This is a genomic window from Saccharopolyspora elongata, from assembly GCF_004348985.1.
GTDB classification, from domain to species: Bacteria; Actinomycetota; Actinomycetes; order Mycobacteriales; family Pseudonocardiaceae; genus Saccharopolyspora; species Saccharopolyspora elongata.
Map to the genome: position 1 here is coordinate 46,008 of NZ_SMKW01000007.1, position 17,349 is coordinate 63,356.

The following is a 17,349-nucleotide window of genomic DNA, read 5'->3' on the forward strand; positions in this document are numbered from 1 at the left end:
CGGACCAGGAATCTTCCGCCCCGGTGGGAGAGGACATCAAGCCAGCCCCTTCGAGCACCGAGCGGAGAGGCCGAGGTCAAGTCCAGGTGGGGATAGAACGCAGTTTCTGAATTGAAAACGGCCCGCTCCATGTTAGGAGCGGGCCGTTTCGCGCGATCGTTCAGAGGCGGACCGGGTAGTGGGGCTCCGGGACCTCGGGGGACAGGCGGCCCTCGATGAAGATCCCGTGCCAGAGCATGAACACCAGCAGCGCCCACAGGCGGCGGCTGTGGTCCAGCACCCCGGAGCGGTGCTCCTCCAGCAGCTGCAGCACCGCCGTGCGGTCGAGCAGGTGGTCGGTCTGCGACTGCTGGATGATGTTGCGCGCCCAGTCGTGCATCTCGTCGCGCAGCCAGTGCTTGATCGGCACCGGGAAGCCGAGCTTGCGCCGGTTGATCACGTGCGCGGGCACCACCTGGTACATCGCCTGGCGCAGCGCGTACTTCGTGGTCTCCCGGGTGATCTTCTGCTCCAGCGGGATGGTGCTGGCGACCCGGAACACCTCCGGGTCCAGGAACGGCACCCGCAGCTCCAGCGAGTTGGCCATCGTCACTTTGTCGGCCTTGACCAGGATGTCGCCGCGCAGCCAGGTGAACAGGTCCACGTGCTGCATCCGCGTCACCGGGTCCCAGCCCGCCGACTGCCGGTACGGGCCGGCCGTGACGTCCTTGTGCGACACGCCCGGGTCGAAGCTGCGCATCACGTTGCGGAGCTGGTCGTCGCGGAAGATGCGCGCGTTGCCGTAGTAGCGCTCTTCCAGGCTCAGCGCGCCGCGACGCAGCAGGTCCTTGCCGCGCACTCCCTCCGGGATGGCGGTGGAGACCTTGCCCATCGCCTTGCGCAGCGCGCCCGGCACCTTCTCGAACGGCGCCAGCGACAGCGGCTCGCGGTAGATCGTGTAGCCGCCGAACAGCTCGTCGGCGCCCTCGCCGGAGAGCACCACCTTGACGTGCTGGCGCGCCTCCCGGGCGATGAACCACAGCGGCACCAGCGCCGGGTCGGCCACCGGGTCGTCGAGGTACCAGATGATCAGCGGCAGCGTCTCCATCATCTCCTCGGCGGAGACGGTGCGGACCACGTGCTTGACGCCGATCGCCGCGGCCGACTCGGCGGCCACGTCCACCTCCGAGTAGCCCTGCCGCTCGAAGCCGGTGGTGAAGGTGATCAGGTTCGGGTTGTGCTCCTTGGCCAGCGCCGCGATGGCCGTGGAATCGACGCCGCCGGAGAGGAACGAGCCGACGGTGACGTCCGCGCGCATGTGCTTGGCGACGGAGTCGCGCATCACGTTCACGATCTCGTCGTGCAGGCGCCGCGCGTCGGCGTCGGTGTTGACCGGCCGGGACTGGAAGTTCGGCTGGAAGTACCGCTCGGTGACCAGCTGCCCGCCCGGGGACACGGTGAACGAGGTGCCCGACTCGATGCGGCGGATCTGCCGGTGCAGCGTCTCCGGCTCCGGCACGTACTGCAGCACCATGTAGTGCTGCAGCGCCTTGTGGTCAAGCTCCTCGGCGATCCGGAGCGTGCTGGCCAGGCTCAACAGGCTCTTCTTCTCGCTGGCGAACGCCACGCCGCCCGGCCCGGCCGCGTAGAACAGCGGCTTGATGCCGAACGGGTCGCGCGCCCCGAAGACCACCTTGCGCTCGTTGTCCCAGATGAGGAACGCGAACATGCCGCGCAGCCGGCCGACCACCGAGGTGCCGAGGTAGTGGTACGCGGCGACGATCACCTCGGTGTCGCCGTCGGTGCTGAACCGGGCCCCGAACCGCTCGATCAGCTCGGCGCGCAGCTCCAGGTAGTTGTAGATCTCACCGTTGAAGTTGATGGTGTAGCGCTGCGGGGTCTCCGGCGGGCCCCAGGTCAGCGGCTGGTGCGAATGCTCCAGGTCGATGATCGACAGCCGGTTGAAGCCGAAGACCACCTCACCGCCGTGCCAAGTGTCGCTTTCGTCCGGGCCCCGGTGTCGTTGACACGGCAGCGCATTGGCCACCGCGTTAACGGCGAAGCCGGCGTTCTCTTCGGTGGGACAAATGAGTCCAAGCAGGCCGCACACGCGTCTGGTGCACCTCTTCGAATCGGCGGTGTCGTCTTCAGCCCCCCACAGCTGGCCCCAGTATGCCGTCCGTCCGGCCGCGCGCTGCACGCGCGGGGGCCCGCGGAGGCCGCGCTCGGACGCCTGGCGGCGATCTACGCCCCCGGAGCAGTATCGCGGCTACACCTGGGCTAGGCTCTGCGCAGGATTCCGGCGGCAGATCCCCGGTGTCGTCTCAGGACGAGGCCGGGATCACCAGGCCGCAGTGGAGAGCTTTGCACGAGGAGGCGTCGCGCAGTGGGCCTGAAGGAGGGGACCCGAGTGCCACGGCTGGTCAAGGTCGCTGGTCTGATCGGCCTGGTTGGTGTCGCGGCCACGGGCTGCACGACCGACGAGGTCCTGCGGTTCGGCTGGCCAGAGGGTGTCACCCCGCAGGCCGAGGCGATGCGGAACCTGTGGACTTGGTCGGTAATCGCGGCACTCGCGGTCGGTGTGATGGTGTGGGCGCTGATCTTCTGGACAGTCGCCTTCCACCGCAAGAAGAAGAACCACGAGGAGCTCCCTCGGCAGTTCCAGTACAACCTGCCGCTCGAGCTGATCTACACGGCGATCCCGTTCGTGATGGTCGTCGTGCTGTTCTACTTCACGGCGGTCACCCAGAACACGGTGCTGGCCAAGCCGGCCAACCCGGACCAGCGGGTGAACGTGGTCGCGTTCCAGTGGAACTGGGAGTTCAACTACCCGGAGTACAAGACCCCGGACGGGCAGCCGGTGCGCACCATCGGCAGCAGCAGCGAGATCCCGCTGCTGGTCGTCCCGGTCGACGAGCGGGTCGAGTACAGCATCTCCGCGACCGACGTGATCCACTCGTTCTTCGTTCCGGAGTGGCACTTCAAGCGGGACACCTTCCCGTACCCGGACAAGAACAACCAGGACAACATCTTCCAGAACACCATCAACCGCGAAGGTTCCTTCGTCGGCCGGTGCGCGGAGCTGTGCGGCACGTACCACTCGATGATGAACTTCGAGGTGCGGGCGCTGTCCCAGGACAAGTTCGACCGGTACATGCAGCTGCGGACGCAGGTCAACCCGCAGACCGGCCAGCCGTACACCGCCGCCGAGGCGCTCGGCTCCATGAACTGCGGCGAGCTGTGCACCCCGCACGCGGTGACCGGCGTTCCGTTCAACACCGAGCGCACCGGCGGCGTGCCGTCCGGTCAGGTCGGGGCCAAGTAGGAGTGCCCTCGGCAGGGCGTACGGCGTGAGAGCGAGGACTCCATGAAGGTCGAATCCAAGATCTTCAACTACATCACCATCTTCTTCTTCCTGTCCGCGATCGTGTACGGGGTCTGGGCCAAGGAGCCGGTCGGCACCGTGGCGCTGATCCTGGTCGGCGGTCTGTCCCTGATCATCGGCAGCTACTTCTCGTTCGTGGCTCGCCGCATCGAGGACCGGCCGGAGGACAACCCCGACGCCGAGATCAGCGACGGCGCCGGCGAGCTGGGCTTCTTCAGCCCGGGCAGCTACTGGCCGGTGGGCCTGGCGGCCTCCGCCGCCTTCGCCGGCCTCGCCCTGGCGTTCTTCCACGTGTGGATGATCGTCATCGCCGTCGGCTTCGTGCTGATCATGGTCGCGGGCCTGGTGTTCGAATACCACACCGGTCAGAGCGACCACTGACGACCGCACCGATCGCAGGCCCCCGAGTCCACCGGACCCGGGGGCCTGCGCCGGTTTAGGATCATTTCCAGCGCCCTTCGAGGCCGCGAACCCGCAGCAGGAGGTTTTTGCCGTGATCACCGCGATCGTGCTGATCCAGACCGCCGCCGACCGCCTGACCGAGGCGGCCCAGGAGATCGCCGACCTCGACGGCGTGGACGAGGTCTACTCCTGCGCGGGCGACGTCGACCTGATCGCGATGCTGCGGGTGTCCCGACACGAGGACCTGGCCGAGATCGTGCCGGGCCGGATCAACAAGGTCGAGGGCGTCCTGGGCACCGACACCCACATCGCGTTCCGCTCCTACTCCCGGAAGGACACCGAGGCCGCGTTCTCCATCGGCCTCGAAGACCAGTGATCGACCCCTCGTGAGCGTTCGCTCCGGTAAGAACCGGCTTCAGCGCTCACGACCGGACGAGACGACTCGTGAGTGCTGACTCCGGTTCCAACCGGCTTCAGCACTCACGAGCGGTTCAGGCGCCGAGCTGGGCGCGGAGAGCGCTGGAGCGGACCGCCCAGCGGGCGAGGAGGTCCGCGGCGGCACCGGAGTCGATCGCGTTCGCGACGCGCTCCAAACCGGCGCTGAGCTGGCCGCTGAGGTCCGTTCCCGGCCCGTCGTAGGCCACGGCCGCGCCGGCCGCGTTGAGCAGCACAGCGTCCCGCACCGGACCCTTGGCGCCGGCCAGGAGGTCGCGGACCGCCTTCGCGTTGACCACCGCGTCGCCGCCCTTCAGGTCCTCCGGGCGGCTGAGAGCGATGCCGAAGTCCCGCGGGTCGAGCCGGTCCTCGCGGACCGTGCCGTCGTGCACCGCCCACACCGTGCTGGCGGCCGTGGTGGTGATCTCGTCCATGCCGTCGTCACCGCGCACCACCAGCGCGGAATTGCCGCGGGCGGCGAACACCTCGGCCACCACCGGCGCCATCCGCGGGTCGGCGCAGCCGATCAGGCCGGCCGCCGGCCGCGCAGGGTTGGTCAGCGGCCCGAGCACGTTGAACGCCGTCGGGATGCCGATCTCGCGGCGGGGCCCGCCCGCGTACTTGAACGCCGGGTGGAACACCGGCGCGAAGCAGAAGCCGATGCCGACCTCTTCGATGCAGCGCCGCACGCCCTCGGGCACCAGGTCGATGGCGACGCCGAGCTCCTCCAGCACGTCCGCCGTGCCGCACTTCGACGAGGCGGCCCGGTTGCCGTGCTTGACCACGGTGACGCCGGAGGCGGCGAGCACGATCGCGGCCATCGTGGAGATGTTCACGCTGCCGGTGCGGTCGCCGCCGGTGCCGACGATGTCCACCGCGCGCTGCGTAATCTCCAGGGGCCGGGCGTGCGCGAGCATGGCGTCGGCCATGCCGCGGACCTCGGCGGGCGTCTCGCCCTTGGCGCGCAGTGCGACCACGAAGGCCGCGATCCGCGCCGGGCTGGCCTCGCCGGACATGATCAGGTCCATCGCCCAGGCGGTGTCCTCCGCGGAGAGATCCTCACCCGCGACGAGGCTGCCCAGCAGTCCCGCCCAGTTTCCCGCCTTGGTTCCCACGTTCTTCACTCCGTCTTCAGCGAGCGGGTCTTCAGCGAGCGGCGGCCCGGGACCGCGCGCCCCGCAGCGGCGATGCCTCCCGCCCGGGTGGCCGCGCCGCTGTGCAAATCATCCCGCAATGCGCGGTCAGGCGGGTACCGGCTTGCCCTGCGAGCGCAGGACCTCCGCGACCGTCTCCGCGGCGGCGAGCGGGTCCAGCGGGTGCACCAGGACCGCGTCGGCCTGGGACCAGGTCGCCAGCCACCGGTCGTCCTTGCGGCGGACCGCGACCACCACCGGCGGGCACTGCTCGATCTCGTTCTTCAGCTGCCGGGACACGCCCATGCCGCCGGTCGGCTGCGCCTCGCCGTCCAGGATCACCAGGTCCACGCGTCCCGCGTCGACCTCGCTGAGCACGTCCGCGACGGTGCCGGCCTCGACGTAGTGCAGCCGCGCGAGATCCGGGGCCGGGCGGCGCCCGATCGCTGTGATGATCGCCTCCCTGACCTCGGGGCGATGGCTGAACACGAGAACGTTCGTGGTCGGTGTGCTCATCACTAGCTCCTCGCTGGTCGGCGCAGGATGGGTCCGTCGGATGCTATCGGCCCGACCGGGGCGAACAGTAGCCGCCCGGGCAAATCGATCAACCGGAAGTCGATCAGCTCGGCCGGTCCGCGGCGGGTTGCAGCGCGTCCCAGCCGAAGGATTCGCCGCCGTGCCGCTGGGCGAGACCGGCCATCCGGGAGCTCTCCTGTGAGCAATGCAACGCATCGAGTTGCTGGACACGGAGCGCGATCAGCGCGGTCAGGCCCGGCGCGGCGTGCTCTTCACCGCGCCCACCAGGGCGAACGGACCAGCCGTCGGCGTCCAGCAGGGCCCGTGCGGACTCGATCGAGTGATCCGGGAGGGCCAGGTGGTGGCGCAACACCGCAGGTAGTCCGGGGTGCCAGCGCGCCGACCGCGCGAGGGCGGCCGAGGCTGCCTCGGTTTCGTCGAACGCGGTCACGACGATCTCCAGGCCGGGGTCGTCGATGCTGATCACGGGCCTGCTCCGGGCGCGGCGGCCTGCTCTGAAGGCCGACCAGCTCGCGCGGATGCCTTTCACGGTGCGTTACCTCCGGGTTGCAATCCGATCACCCTCCGGCGGACGGCCGGACCCGAGGGCGCGAGGGGAAAACGTGCAAGACATAATGCGTCGCGTGACAACGGCAGCGCCCTCAATCAGTCAACGCGTGCATTCGCTGAACCGGCCGAACATGGTCAGCGTAGGCACCATCGTTTGGTTGGCCAGCGAGCTGATGTTCTTCGCTGGGCTCTTCGCCATGTTCTTCACGGTGAAGGCGCAGAACGAGGGCGCGTGGCCCCCACCGCCCACTCACCTGAACCTCCCGTTGGCCCTCCCGTTCACGATCATCCTGGTGGCGTCCTCGTTCACCTGTCAGTGGGGCGTGTTCGCGGCGGAGCGGGGTGACGTCTTCGGCCTCCGCCGGTGGTACGTGATCACCCTGATCATGGGCACGATCTTCGTCTTCGGGCAGGGCTACGAGTACTCGCAGCTCGTCGCGCACGGGACCACGATCGCGTCCTCGGCCTACGGCACGGTCTTCTACATGACGACCGGCTTCCACGGTCTGCACGTCATCGGTGGGTTGATCGCCTTCGTCTTCCTGATCATCCGGACGAAGCTCAGCAAGTTCACGCCGGCCCAGGCCATCGCGGCCATCGTGGTGTCTTACTACTGGCACTTCGTGGACATCGTGTGGATCGGGCTGTTCGCCGTGATCTACCTCGTCCCCTGATGGATGAAGCAGGGTCCTTGGCCCATGAAGCAAGGTCCCTGTGATCGGCTTCTCGAACGAGGTCGAAACCGAACACCCCGAACCGGACAGCAAGGGTTGCCGCTCTCATGACCACCAACAAGAAACGGAACCGCGCGGGCTCGAAGCTTAAGCGGCGGATCTCCGGTGTACTGGCGTTGGGCATCGCGCTGGTGGGTGCCGGTGGGCTGTACACCGTCGTGACTCCCGAGCCGCAGACCGCGCATGCCGCCGCGGACCCGGCTTTGGTGAGGCAGGGCGAGCAGCTCTACAACAACGCCTGCATCTCCTGCCACGGCTCGAACCTCCAGGGCGTCCAGGACCGCGGTCCGAGCCTGGTCGGCGTCGGCGAGGCCGCCGTGCACTTCCAGGTCGCCACCGGCCGGATGCCGATGGTGCGCCAGGAAGCGCAGGCGACGCGCAAGCCGCCGAAGTTCAACCCGGAAGAGATCGACGCGCTGGCCGCCTACGTGCAGACCTACGGCGGTGGGCCGGAGTCGCCGAAGCAGACCGGCGAGGCGCTGCAGGGCGGCAACACCGCGCGCGGCGGCGAGCTCTTCCGGCTCAACTGCGCGTCCTGCCACAACTTCACCGGTCGCGGCATCGCGATGTCCTCCGGCAAATTCGCGCCGAACCTGGAGCCCGCCACCGAGCAGGAGATCTACGAGGCGATGCTCACCGGCCCGCAGAACATGCCGAAGTTCTCGGACCGGCAGCTGACGCCGGAGGAGAAGCAGGACATCATCGGCTACATCAAGTCGGTCACCAACGGCAACAACAACCCGGGTGGTAACGACCTGGGCGGCTACGGGCCCGGGCCGGAAGGCGTCATCGCTTGGGTGGTCGGGCTCGGCGCGCTGATCGGCCTCACCCTGTGGATCGGAGCCAGGGCATGAGTGAGCAGAAGAACGAATACACAGAGGCCGAACTGGCCGAGATGAGCCGCGACGAGAAGGTCCGGCTCGGCCTGGCGCTCGACGACGTCGAACTTGTCGAGTACCGGGACAACTTCCCCGTCCCGGGGACCCGGGCGGAGCGCCGCGCGGAGCGGGCGGTCGCCGCCTGGTTCACCCTCGCCGGCCTGTCGGCGCTGGCGTTCATCGCGGTCTTCGTGTTCTGGCCGTGGAGCTACCAGCCGCCGTCGGACGAGCGCGCGCACTTCATCTACTCCCTGTACAACCCGCTGATCGGTTTCTTCTTCGGCCTGGCGATCCTGGCCGTCGGCATCGGCGTGGTGCAGTACCAGAAGAAGTTCATCCCGCACGAGGTCGCAGTCCAGCAGCGGCACGACGGTCACGGTTCCGACGAGGTCGACCGGCAGACCACCGCCGCGCTGCTCGCCGATGCGGGCGTCCGCAGCGGCATCTCCCGCCGGTCGATGATTCGCCGCACCGCGGGCTTCGGCGCCGGTGCGTTCGGGGTCGGCGCGGGCGTGTTCGCCATCGGCGGCCTGGTCCGCAACCCGTGGGCGACCGAGGGCCCGGAGTCGCTGCAGCACACCGAGTGGCTGTCGGAGAACGGCGAGAAGACCTACCTGCGCCGCAACACCGGCAACCCGCACGAGATCTCCCTGCTGCGGCCGGAGGACATCGACGCGGGTGGCTTCGAGACGGTCTTCCCGTTCCGTGAGTCCATGCGGCACGACGAGCACGAGCTCGAGGCCTCGATGAAGAAGGGCGACGCGCCGGTCATGCTGATCCGGCTTCGCCCCGGCAGCCAGCCGGTCAAGCGCAAGGGGCAGGAAGACTTCAACTACGGCGACTTCTACGCCTACTCGAAGATCTGCACCCACGTCGGCTGCCCGACCTCGCTGTTCGAGCAGCAGACCGGGCGCCTGCTCTGCCCGTGCCACCAGTCGCAGTTCGACGTGGTCAACACCTACGCCAAACCGGTGTTCGGTCCGGCCACCCGGGCACTGCCCCAGCTGCCGATCGCGGTGGACGAAGAGGGCTATTTCGTGGCCAAGGGCGACTTCATCGAACCGGTCGGCCCGGCATACTGGGAGCGTAACGCATGAGTTCGATCACTCGACCGACGAAGTCGGAGAGCGCTGCGTACCGCAAGGTGGCCACGGCGGCCGACGAGCTCGACTCGCGGTACCAGCTGGCCAAGGGCATGCGGCGGCAGCTCAACAAGGTCTTCCCCACGCACTGGTCGTTCCTGCTCGGGGAGATCGCGCTCTACACGTTCATCATCCTGATCGTGACGGGCGTCTACCTGACGTTGTTCTTCGACCCCTCCATGGAGGAGGTCATCTACAACGGCGTCTACCAGAACCTCCAGGGCGTCCCGATGTCGCGGGCGATGGAGACGACGCTGAACATCTCGTTCGAGGTGCGCGGCGGTCTGTTCGTCCGCCAGCTGCACCACTGGGCGGCGCTGCTGTTCGTCGCGGCGATGGCGGCGCACATGTTCCGGGTGTTCTTCACCGGTGCGTTCCGCCGCCCGCGCGAGAGCAACTGGACCATCGGTGCCCTGCTGTTCATGCTGGGCATGTTCGAGGGCTTCTTCGGCTACTCGCTGCCGGACGACCTGCTCTCCGGCACCGGTATCCGGGCGACCCTGTCCGGCATCGTGCTGTCGATCCCGGTGCTCGGCACCTGGATCCACTGGGCGCTGTTCGGTGGCGAGTTCCCGGGCACGGAGATCATCCCGCGGTTGTACGTGCTGCACGTGCTGGTGATCCCGGGCGTCATGCTCGGCCTCGTCGCGGTGCACCTGGCGCTGGTCTGGTACCAGAAGCACACCCAGTTCCCCGGCGTGCGGCGCAAGGAGAACAACGTCGTCGGCGTCCGGATCATGCCGGTCTTCGCCCTCAAGGGCGGTGCGTTCTTCGCGCTGGTCACCGGCGTGTGCGCGATCCTGGCCGGCGTCTTCCAGATCAACGCGGTCTGGAACATCGGCCCGTACAACGCCTCCCAGGTGTCGGCGGCCTCGCAGCCCGACTGGTACCTGATCTGGGCGGACGGCATCCTGCGGATCTGGCCAGCATGGGAGCTCTACCTCGGGCCGTACACGGTTCCGCCGGTGTTCTTCGCCGGTGTCATCGGCATGGGCATCCTGTTCACGCTGCTGATGACCTACCCGTTGATCGAGCGCAAGCTCAGCAAGGACAACGCGCACCACAACCTGCTCCAGCGGCCGCGTGACGCGCCGGTCCGCACCAGCCTCGGCATGATGGCGCTGACGCTGTTCGGCGTGCTGATGATCTCGGGTGCGAACGACATCGTCGCGTTCCAGTTCAACATCTCGCTGAACGCGATGACCTGGGCCGGCCGCATCGGCCTGCTGGTGCTCCCGCCGCTGGTGTACTACATCACCTACCGGGTCTGCCTGGGCTTGCAGCACAGCGACCGCGAGGTGCTGGACCACGGCGTGGAGACGGGCATCATCAAGCGCCTGCCGCACGGCGAGTTCATCGAGGTCCACCAGCCGCTGGGCCCGGTGGACGACCACGGTCACCCGGAGGCGCTGCCCTACCAGGGCGCTCCGGTGCCGAAGAAGATGAACAAGCTCGGCGCGGCCGGCCGCCCGGTGAAGGGCAGCCTGCTCACCCCGGACCCGTCCGAGGAGACCGCAGCGCTGGAGCGCGCTCGGCACGACGACGTGGCCCGCGACGCGGAGCGCGAGCTGACGGCGGGCAAGCCGCAGCAGCCCACCGAGTAAGGCGAGTACGAGCGAGGCCCGGTACCCGAGAGGGTGCCGGGCCTCGTCGTTTCTGGGAGCGCGGCGGGCGAAGGGCGACTACGTTCTCCGGCGTGGCAACGATCAGGGATCCAGAAATCCGCGCCTTCCTCGAAGCGGGCACCCGCACCGGCAAGCTCGGCTTCACCGCGAGCGACGGGCGACCGCTGGTTGCACCGGTGTGGTTCGTGCTGGACGGCGACGAGGTGGTGTTCAACACCGGCAAGGACACCGCGAAGGGCCGTGCGATCGCCCGCGATCCGCGGCTCGTGCTGTGCGTCGACCTGCCCGAGCCGCCGTACGCCTTCGTGCAGGTGCAGGGCGTCGCGGTGACGTCCGAGGAGCCCGGCGAGCTGCTGCGGACGGCGACCGAGATCGGCGGCCGCTACATGGGGCGGGACCGCGCGGAGGAGTTCGGTCGCCGCAACGGGGTGCCCGGCGAGCTGGTGGTCCGCATCCGGCCGACGAAGGTGATCGCCGCCCTGGACATGACCGGGTGAGGCGGAAGTCGCCGTAGGCCACGGGGCCGTGAGTCTTTTGGGTCGCCATAGCAGCACAAAAGGCTCACGGCCCCGTACGCAGCCGGAAACGTTCAGTCGATGGCGGCGTAGGGGGTCCGGCCGGTGGTGGCCTTCTCCAGCCAGGTGCGCCACGATCCGGCGGCACCGGCGGGCTCGGCCCACGGGATGCTGCACCGGACCATGCGGGTGCCTCCGGTGGTCAGCCAGCGGTAGACGACGCGAGCCTCGTCGGCGGTCGTGCCGTGCAGCGGCCCGGCGCCGGGGATGACGGTCTCCGCCGATGCCTGCAGCAGGTCCACGATCGGCATCGGTGGGACGCCGCGTCGCGCGTTGCCCGCGGCCGCGAGCCGCCCGTGCCGGATCACCGACAGGTGCCAGCCGCCGCGGCCGTCCGGCCGGGCCGCCACGAGCTCGGGCACGCCGGTCAGGGCGGCCAGCCGCTGCCCGCGGTCCAACGACCGCACGAGCGCGGCCAGCTGGTCGCGGTGCACGGCGGCGTCTTCGAAGCGCTGTGCCTCGGACAGCCGGTCGAGCTCGCCCCGCAGCTGCTCCAGCAGATCGGAGCTGCGGCCGCGGATGACGTCCTGGATGGAGATCACCGCGGGCTCGTACTCGGCTGCGCTCTGCCGCCCCGCGCAAGGCGCTCCGCAGCGCCCCAGCTCGTACAGGGCGCACGGGCGGCCGCTGGGTTCGCGCGCCGAGATGCGTTCGGTGCACCGGCGCACCGGCACGGCGGATTGCAGCGCCTCGACGGCGGAGGCCGCCGCCTGGCGGGAGCCGAACGGCCCCAGCGCACCGGGTTTCGGGACGCGCACCACCGACAGGCGGGGGAACGGTTCGTCGGTCAGCACCACCCACCAGGCGCGCTGCGGGAACTTCGAGCGCCGGTTGTAGCGGGGCTGGTGCGCGGCCAGCAGCCGCAGCTCCCGCACCTCGGCCTCCAGCGGGTGAGCGCACTCCACGTGATCGACCCGCTCGGAGATCAGCACCATCTCCTTGACGCGGCTGCGGCGCTCCCCGGCGGTGAAGTACTGCCGGACGCGCCGCCGCAGGTCGGTCGCCGTGCCCACGTAGAGCACCTCGTCCTTCGGCCCGCGGAAGAGGTAGACGCCCGGCGAGTTCGGCAGCGCGTCGGCGAGGCCGCGCTTGCGTCGCTGCTGCGGCGCGACGTCGGGCAGGTGACCGAGCAGGTCCTCCAGCGTTCGCACCCCGAGCGGGCCCACGCGCTCCAGCAGGGCGTGCAGCACGTCCACGGTGGCGCGCGCGTCGTCCAGCGCGCGGTGCACCGGGACGGTGCGGGCGTTGAGCACCCGGGCGAGGGTGCCGAGCTTGTGGTTGGGCGTCTCGTCCCTGGTCAGCACCCGGCGGGACAGCCGCACGGTGTCCACCACCTGCGGCTTCGGCCACCGCAGCCCGAGCCGCTCGCAGTTGGCGCGGAGGAACCCGATGTCGAACGGTGCATTGTGGGCCACCAGCACGCTGCCGCTGCTGAACTCCAGGAAGGCGGGCAGCACGGTGTCGAAGCGGGGCGCTTCGACGACCATCGCCTCGGTGATGCCGGTGATCGACACGACCGCGGGCGGGATGCCGCGCTCCGGGTTGACCAGCGTGGCGAACTCGCCGAGCACTTCGCCGCCGCGGACCTTGACGGCGCCGATCTCGGTCACCGCGTCCTCGTTGCGGTCACCGCCGGTGGTCTCGAGGTCGACGACGACGAAAGTCACCTCGTGCAGCGGGACTTCCTCGGCGGTGAGCAGCTCGTCGAAGGACAGTTGCGGGTGCGCGGACATCGGCGATCACGTTACGTCCCGCTACCGACAGGCCCGGTGGATGCGGGGTTCTGGGACCTGGGCCATTAGCCTGTGGGGGTGGTACCGCCGAAGCCAGGGGCAACCGACGCCCCAACGCCCGACGAGTCTGCTGTGGACAGTGCACAGCAGGCCGGCGGTGGCCCGCCCGTCGACTGGGACGCGCTGCCCGGTCCGCTGCGCCTGCGGCTGGCGGAACTGGCGGCCTGCTCGCTGGGCGAGATGCGCGCGTCGGACGTGCCGCCCCAGCTCCGCCCGGTGGTCCGCTTCGCGCCGGCCAAGCGGGCCAAGCTCGGCCAGCCGGCGCTGATCGCGGCGCTGCGCGACTCCGGGGTGTTCCGCACCGCGGTCGTGGACTGGTGCGGCAACCACCGCCCGGAGGCGCTCGCCCTGGACGACCCCGATCCGGTTGTGGTCGCCGCGGCCGCCGTGCTGCTCGGCTCGCCGACCGCGCCGCACTACGTGGAGCTGATCGCGTTCCGCGCGGAGCAGGGCCAACTGCGCGGCGAGCGCGACTCCGCGACGGCGCGGGTCGAGCGGCTGACCGCCGACGTCGAGCGCCTGCGCGGAGAGCTCGCCGCGGCCAAGCACGCTGCCGAGCGCGTAGGCGACGAGAACAGCTCAGAGGCGGACCGGCTGCGCAAGCGCCTGCGCGAGCAGGGCGTGCGGCTCAAGGAAGCCAAGGACGCCGCGGAGCACGCGCGCGGCGAGCTGGAGAAGATCCGTGCGGAGCACGAGACGGAGATCGAGGAGATCGCCGCGGAGCGCGACCGCGAGCGGACGCGAGCGCAGGAAGAGCGGCGGCGCGCGGAGCGCGCGAGCTCCGAGGTCGAGGTGGCGCGGCAGTCCGCCCGAGAAGCCCGTCAGGGCGACGAGGTGCGGTTGGCGCTGCTGCTGGAGACGCTGGAGGGCGCCGTAGGCGGCCTGAGGCGCGAGCTGGGGGCGAGCGGGAGCGGGCCTCGGCCCGCGGACGTCGTGCAGCGCGTCAGGGCGCATTCCGGCGCGACCGGTGAGGTGCCGGACGTCGCCGCGCTGGACCGGTTGCTGGCGCTGCCCGCCGTGCACCTGATCGTCGACGGCTACAACGTGACCAAGACCGGGTATCCGGAATTGCCGCTGTCCGATCAGCGGGATCGGTTGGCGCACCAGCTCGCCGCGTTGTCGGCACGGACCGGCGCCGAGGTCACCGTCGTGTTCGACGGCGCCGACGTGCTGGCGGTGCCGACCGCCGGGCCGCGCGGGGTCCGGGTGCTGTTCAGCGAGCCCGGGGTGCAGGCCGACGACGTGATCCGGGACCTCGTCTCCGCCGAGCCGAAGGGGCGGCAGGTGGTGGTCGCGACCTCGGACCGGGCCGTGGTCACCTCGGTCCGCCGGCGCGGCGCCTACGCCGTTTCGTCCGCGATGTTGCTGGCCCGGCTCAACCGCGTCTAGCAGCTTGCCGACGCAATCGACCGCCTGGCGATTCGCGGGCACGTGGCCGATGTCATAACCGATCACCAGCGTGTCGTGCGTCTCTCGATCGAGTGGGTTCGAAAACAACAATTCCAGGTGACCGGCCTGCGTGATCCGTCACCGTGAGCGCATGACTCTCGTCCGTTAGAGGTCTTGTGCACGAAGGCACAAATTTTTGGGCCCACTTCTGGACCTTGCGGCTCACCTTTCGTAACCTACTCGGGACCTCGTGGCGATCAGTTGCCCAGACCGGGCGGCCCGCGGGGCACCGTTGAACCGGCTTGTCGGGGAGTCGGGCCGTGTCGGGCAGGGGGCAACCGACCGGTAAGCGGGCGAAGCAGAAGGAGCAGTGCGCGACGTGGAGTCGCACCGACTTAAGCGCTCTTTGCGAGGTGCCCTGGCCGCAACCGCGGTCGCAGCCGTCGTTGGCATGACCTCCGGGCCGGCGCTCGCAGACCCACAACTCCCGAACAACGCGTCGGACGCGGCGAAGCAGGTGCAGGAGCTCCAGCACCAGGCCGAGCAGCTCACCGAAGAAGCGAAGAAGGCCGAAGACGACCACGACGCCAAGAAGGCGGAGCTGGATCGGGCGAACCAGGAGGCCGGCCAGGCCGAGCAGGTCGCCAACCAGGCCCGCGCCGAGGAAGAGCGGTTCCGCGGCCAGGTCGACCAGCTCACCCACGCGTCCTACCAGGGTGCCCGGCTGAACAAGCTGTCGGCGCTGCTGGTGAGCGAGACCCCGGAAGACTTCCTCAACCGCGCGTCCGCGCTGGACGCGCTGGCCAAGGACAACAACGACGCGGTCAAGGCGCTGTCCTCGGCCCGGCAGCAGGCGGAGACCGCCGAGCGCGCCGCGCAGGACGCCCGCAACCGCGCCGTGCAGGCTGAGGCCGACGCCGCGCGCATCGCCGGCGAGCTGGACGAGAAGACCAAGGCGATGAACGACCAGATCGCCAAGGCCAAGGCGCGCTACAACCAGCTCAGCGACGCCGATCGCGACTCGCTGAAGTCCGACGGCGAGACCGGTGTCGGCTCGATCGCCGGTGCCGGTGCGGCCGTCCAGGCGGTCAACGCCGCGCTGGGAAAGCAGGGCTCCAACTACGTGTGGGGTGCCAAGGGGCCGTCGACCTTCGACTGCTCCGGGCTGACCTACTGGGCCTACAAGCAGGCCGGCGTGACGATCGGCGGCTCGACCAAGACCCAGGTCACCCAGGGCCGCAGCGTGTCGGCCGGCGACCTCAAGCCGGGCGACCTGATCTTCTACTACAGCCCGGTCAGCCACGTCTCCATGTACATCGGCAACGGCAAGGCGGTGCACGCCCCGACCGAGGGCGACGTCGTCAAGGTGACCGACTACAAGAAGATCGGTCCGGTGACGGCGATCCGCCGCGTCGCGGGCTGAGCTGACGTTCCGCATTCGGGGCCGGCACCACCAGGTGCCGGCCCCGAACGCGCGTCGGGGGACCCGGGCGGGCCGCCGATGTGATCGGGAATACCATGCGCCCCGTGCATGCACCGGGGGTGTTTCGGGCGTGGCTGGCGGTAGTCGCCGCCGGCGCCGTGCTGGCCGGGGTTTCCACGATTCCGCTTCCGTTGCCGGACCTTCCGCGCACCGCGTCGGTGCGCGCCGGGTTCGCCGTGCCGGCGACGCCGGACGCGGCGGTGCGGGACCTGCTGGAGCGGCGGGCCGCCGCGGTCCGGGCCGGTGACGAGGCGGCGTTCGCGACCACAGTGGACCCCCAGTCGCCGCCGGACTTCCAGCGGCGCCAGCACGAGCTCTTCCGCAACCTCACGACGATCCCGGCGACCGAGTGGACCTACGAGCTCGACGGCGCGGCCGGTGACCGGCCGCCGGTGCCCGCGGCGGACGAGACCTGGGCCCCGCGGGTGGTGCTGCGCTACGCGCTGACCGATGTGGACGGTGCGCCGACCCAGCGGACGCTCGGCTACGTGTTCGCCCGGCGCGGCGGTTCCTGGTACCTCGCGGACGATGCCGGCGCCTGGCGGGGCCCGTGGGACTTCGGGCTCTGCCACGTGCGCCGCACCGCCACCGGCATGGTCATCGGCCACGACCCGGAACCGGTGGAGCGGGTTTCCCGGCTGCTGGACGAAGCCGTGGCGGACGTGACGGAGGTCTGGGGGCCGGACTGGCCCCGGCGCGTGGGCGTGCTGGTCCCGGCGTCCCAGGAGGAGCTGCGTTCGCTGGTGGGCCCGGAGTTCGCGGTGGACGGCATCGCGGCCGTCGCGGTGGCCGACCGGGTGGACACCGACGCTCGCCGGGCGGAGGGCCAGCGGGTGGTGCTCAACCCCAAGGCTGCCGACCGGCTCTCCGACCAGGCCCTGCGCGTGGTGCTGCGGCACGAGATCACCCACGTCGCGGCCCGCGCGGACACGGCGGCCGACGCTCCGATGTGGATGCTGGAGGGCTTCGCCGACTACGTCGGCTACCGCAACAGCGGGGTGGCGCCGAAGGACATCGCCCCGGACCTCATCCGCAAGCTCCGCGAGGCCGGGCCGCCGGCGAGGCTGCCCGACGACCGCGAGTTCCACCAGGCCGGGCGTCGCTTGGACCTGGCCTACCAGCAGTCCTGGTCGGTGGTGAGCCACCTCGCCGACCGGCTCGGCGAGCGACGCCTGGTGGACCTCTACCGCCGCGTGGCGGCCACCGGCTCACCGGCCGAAGTGGACGATGCCCTGCGCGAGGCGACGGGCGTCACCCGCGCCCGGCTGGTGGCCGACTGGCGAGCCGACCTCCGTCACACCTTCGGTTGA

Annotated in this window: 16 protein-coding genes; 11 read left to right on the top strand and 5 right to left on the bottom strand. The window is 70.0% G+C overall.

What is annotated here, in order from left to right; translation table 11 throughout:
• Window positions 1-160: 160 nt before the first annotated feature.
• A complete protein-coding gene (gene asnB, locus E1288_RS07820) occupies window positions 161-2,089 on the bottom strand; it encodes an asparagine synthase (glutamine-hydrolyzing) (protein ID WP_132482749.1) in 1,929 nt (642 codons plus the stop codon).
• A 276-nt stretch (window positions 2,090-2,365) separates the two neighbouring features.
• On the opposite strand from asnB, the gene ctaC reads away from it, so the two are divergent.
• The 3 genes from ctaC (at window position 2,366) to E1288_RS07835 (ending at window position 4,142) form a co-directional block, all read left to right on the top strand.
• Window positions 2,366-3,304 (top strand): aa3-type cytochrome oxidase subunit II, encoded by a 939-nt coding sequence (gene ctaC / locus E1288_RS07825; protein WP_132482752.1) that lies wholly within the window; start codon window positions 2,366-2,368, stop codon window positions 3,302-3,304.
• A gap of 42 nt (window positions 3,305-3,346) precedes the next feature.
• A complete protein-coding gene (locus E1288_RS07830) occupies window positions 3,347-3,745 on the top strand; it encodes a cytochrome c oxidase subunit 4 (RefSeq protein ID WP_132482754.1) in 399 nt (132 codons plus the stop codon).
• A gap of 112 nt (window positions 3,746-3,857) precedes the next feature.
• On the top strand, window positions 3,858-4,142 hold the full coding sequence (locus E1288_RS07835; RefSeq protein WP_132482756.1) for an Lrp/AsnC family transcriptional regulator: 285 nt from the start codon (window positions 3,858-3,860) through the stop codon (window positions 4,140-4,142).
• 115 nt (window positions 4,143-4,257) lie between these two features.
• Here the strand turns inward: E1288_RS07835 and trpD are convergent, their stop codons facing one another.
• The 3 genes from trpD to E1288_RS07850 form a co-directional block, all read right to left on the bottom strand.
• Window positions 4,258-5,316: an anthranilate phosphoribosyltransferase gene (trpD, locus tag E1288_RS07840; RefSeq protein ID WP_132482759.1), complete on the bottom strand. Its 1,059-nt coding sequence runs from the start codon at window positions 5,314-5,316 to the stop codon at window positions 4,258-4,260.
• A 126-nt stretch (window positions 5,317-5,442) separates the two neighbouring features.
• On the bottom strand, window positions 5,443-5,850 hold the full coding sequence (locus tag E1288_RS07845) for a response regulator (RefSeq protein WP_132482761.1): 408 nt from the start codon (window positions 5,848-5,850) through the stop codon (window positions 5,443-5,445).
• Between the two features lie 103 nt (window positions 5,851-5,953).
• A complete protein-coding gene (locus E1288_RS07850; protein WP_132482763.1) occupies window positions 5,954-6,337 on the bottom strand; it encodes a hypothetical protein in 384 nt (127 codons plus the stop codon).
• A 148-nt stretch (window positions 6,338-6,485) separates the two neighbouring features.
• Here E1288_RS07850 and ctaE point away from each other — a divergent pair, with 148 nt between their 5' ends.
• From ctaE to E1288_RS07875, 5 genes are all read left to right on the top strand, one after another.
• On the top strand, window positions 6,486-7,094 hold the full coding sequence (gene ctaE, locus E1288_RS07855; protein WP_132482766.1) for an aa3-type cytochrome oxidase subunit III: 609 nt from the start codon (window positions 6,486-6,488) through the stop codon (window positions 7,092-7,094).
• A gap of 107 nt (window positions 7,095-7,201) precedes the next feature.
• Entirely contained in the window at window positions 7,202-8,008 is an 807-nt protein-coding gene (qcrC, locus tag E1288_RS07860) for a cytochrome bc1 complex diheme cytochrome c subunit (protein WP_093265191.1), read from the top strand.
• Window positions 8,005-9,129: a cytochrome bc1 complex Rieske iron-sulfur subunit gene (gene qcrA / locus E1288_RS07865; protein ID WP_132482768.1), complete on the top strand. Its 1,125-nt coding sequence runs from the start codon at window positions 8,005-8,007 to the stop codon at window positions 9,127-9,129. The genes qcrC and qcrA overlap by 4 nt, the downstream gene beginning before the upstream one ends.
• Window positions 9,126-10,778, top strand: a complete 1,653-nt coding sequence (gene qcrB, locus E1288_RS07870) for a cytochrome bc1 complex cytochrome b subunit (RefSeq protein ID WP_132482771.1) — start codon at window positions 9,126-9,128, stop codon at window positions 10,776-10,778. Before qcrA ends, qcrB begins: the two co-directional genes overlap by 4 nt.
• 92 nt (window positions 10,779-10,870) lie before the next feature.
• A complete protein-coding gene (locus E1288_RS07875) occupies window positions 10,871-11,296 on the top strand; it encodes a PPOX class F420-dependent oxidoreductase (RefSeq protein WP_132482773.1) in 426 nt (141 codons plus the stop codon).
• Window positions 11,297-11,388: 92 nt separating this feature from the next.
• On the opposite strand, the gene E1288_RS07880 is transcribed toward E1288_RS07875, so the two are convergent.
• Window positions 11,389-13,107, bottom strand: coding sequence for a DEDD exonuclease domain-containing protein (locus E1288_RS07880; RefSeq protein ID WP_132482776.1), 1,719 nt, complete (start codon window positions 13,105-13,107; stop codon window positions 11,389-11,391).
• Between the two features lie 132 nt (window positions 13,108-13,239).
• On the opposite strand from E1288_RS07880, the gene E1288_RS07885 reads away from it, so the two are divergent.
• The 3 genes from E1288_RS07885 to E1288_RS07895 all read left to right on the top strand — a co-directional run bounded on the left by E1288_RS07885 (window position 13,240) and on the right by E1288_RS07895 (window position 17,349).
• Window positions 13,240-14,556 carry an NYN domain-containing protein gene (locus E1288_RS07885; RefSeq protein ID WP_132482779.1) on the top strand — a complete coding sequence of 439 codons (1,317 nt, stop codon included), beginning with the start codon at window positions 13,240-13,242 and terminating at the stop codon, window positions 14,554-14,556.
• Window positions 14,557-15,007: 451 nt separating this feature from the next.
• Window positions 15,008-15,979, top strand: a complete 972-nt coding sequence (locus tag E1288_RS07890) for a C40 family peptidase (protein WP_132482781.1) — start codon at window positions 15,008-15,010, stop codon at window positions 15,977-15,979.
• A gap of 95 nt (window positions 15,980-16,074) precedes the next feature.
• The gene (locus tag E1288_RS07895; protein WP_235883412.1) at window positions 16,075-17,349 is read left to right on the top strand and encodes a basic secretory protein-like protein; all 1,275 of its coding nucleotides are present in this window, start codon (window positions 16,075-16,077) and stop codon (window positions 17,347-17,349) included.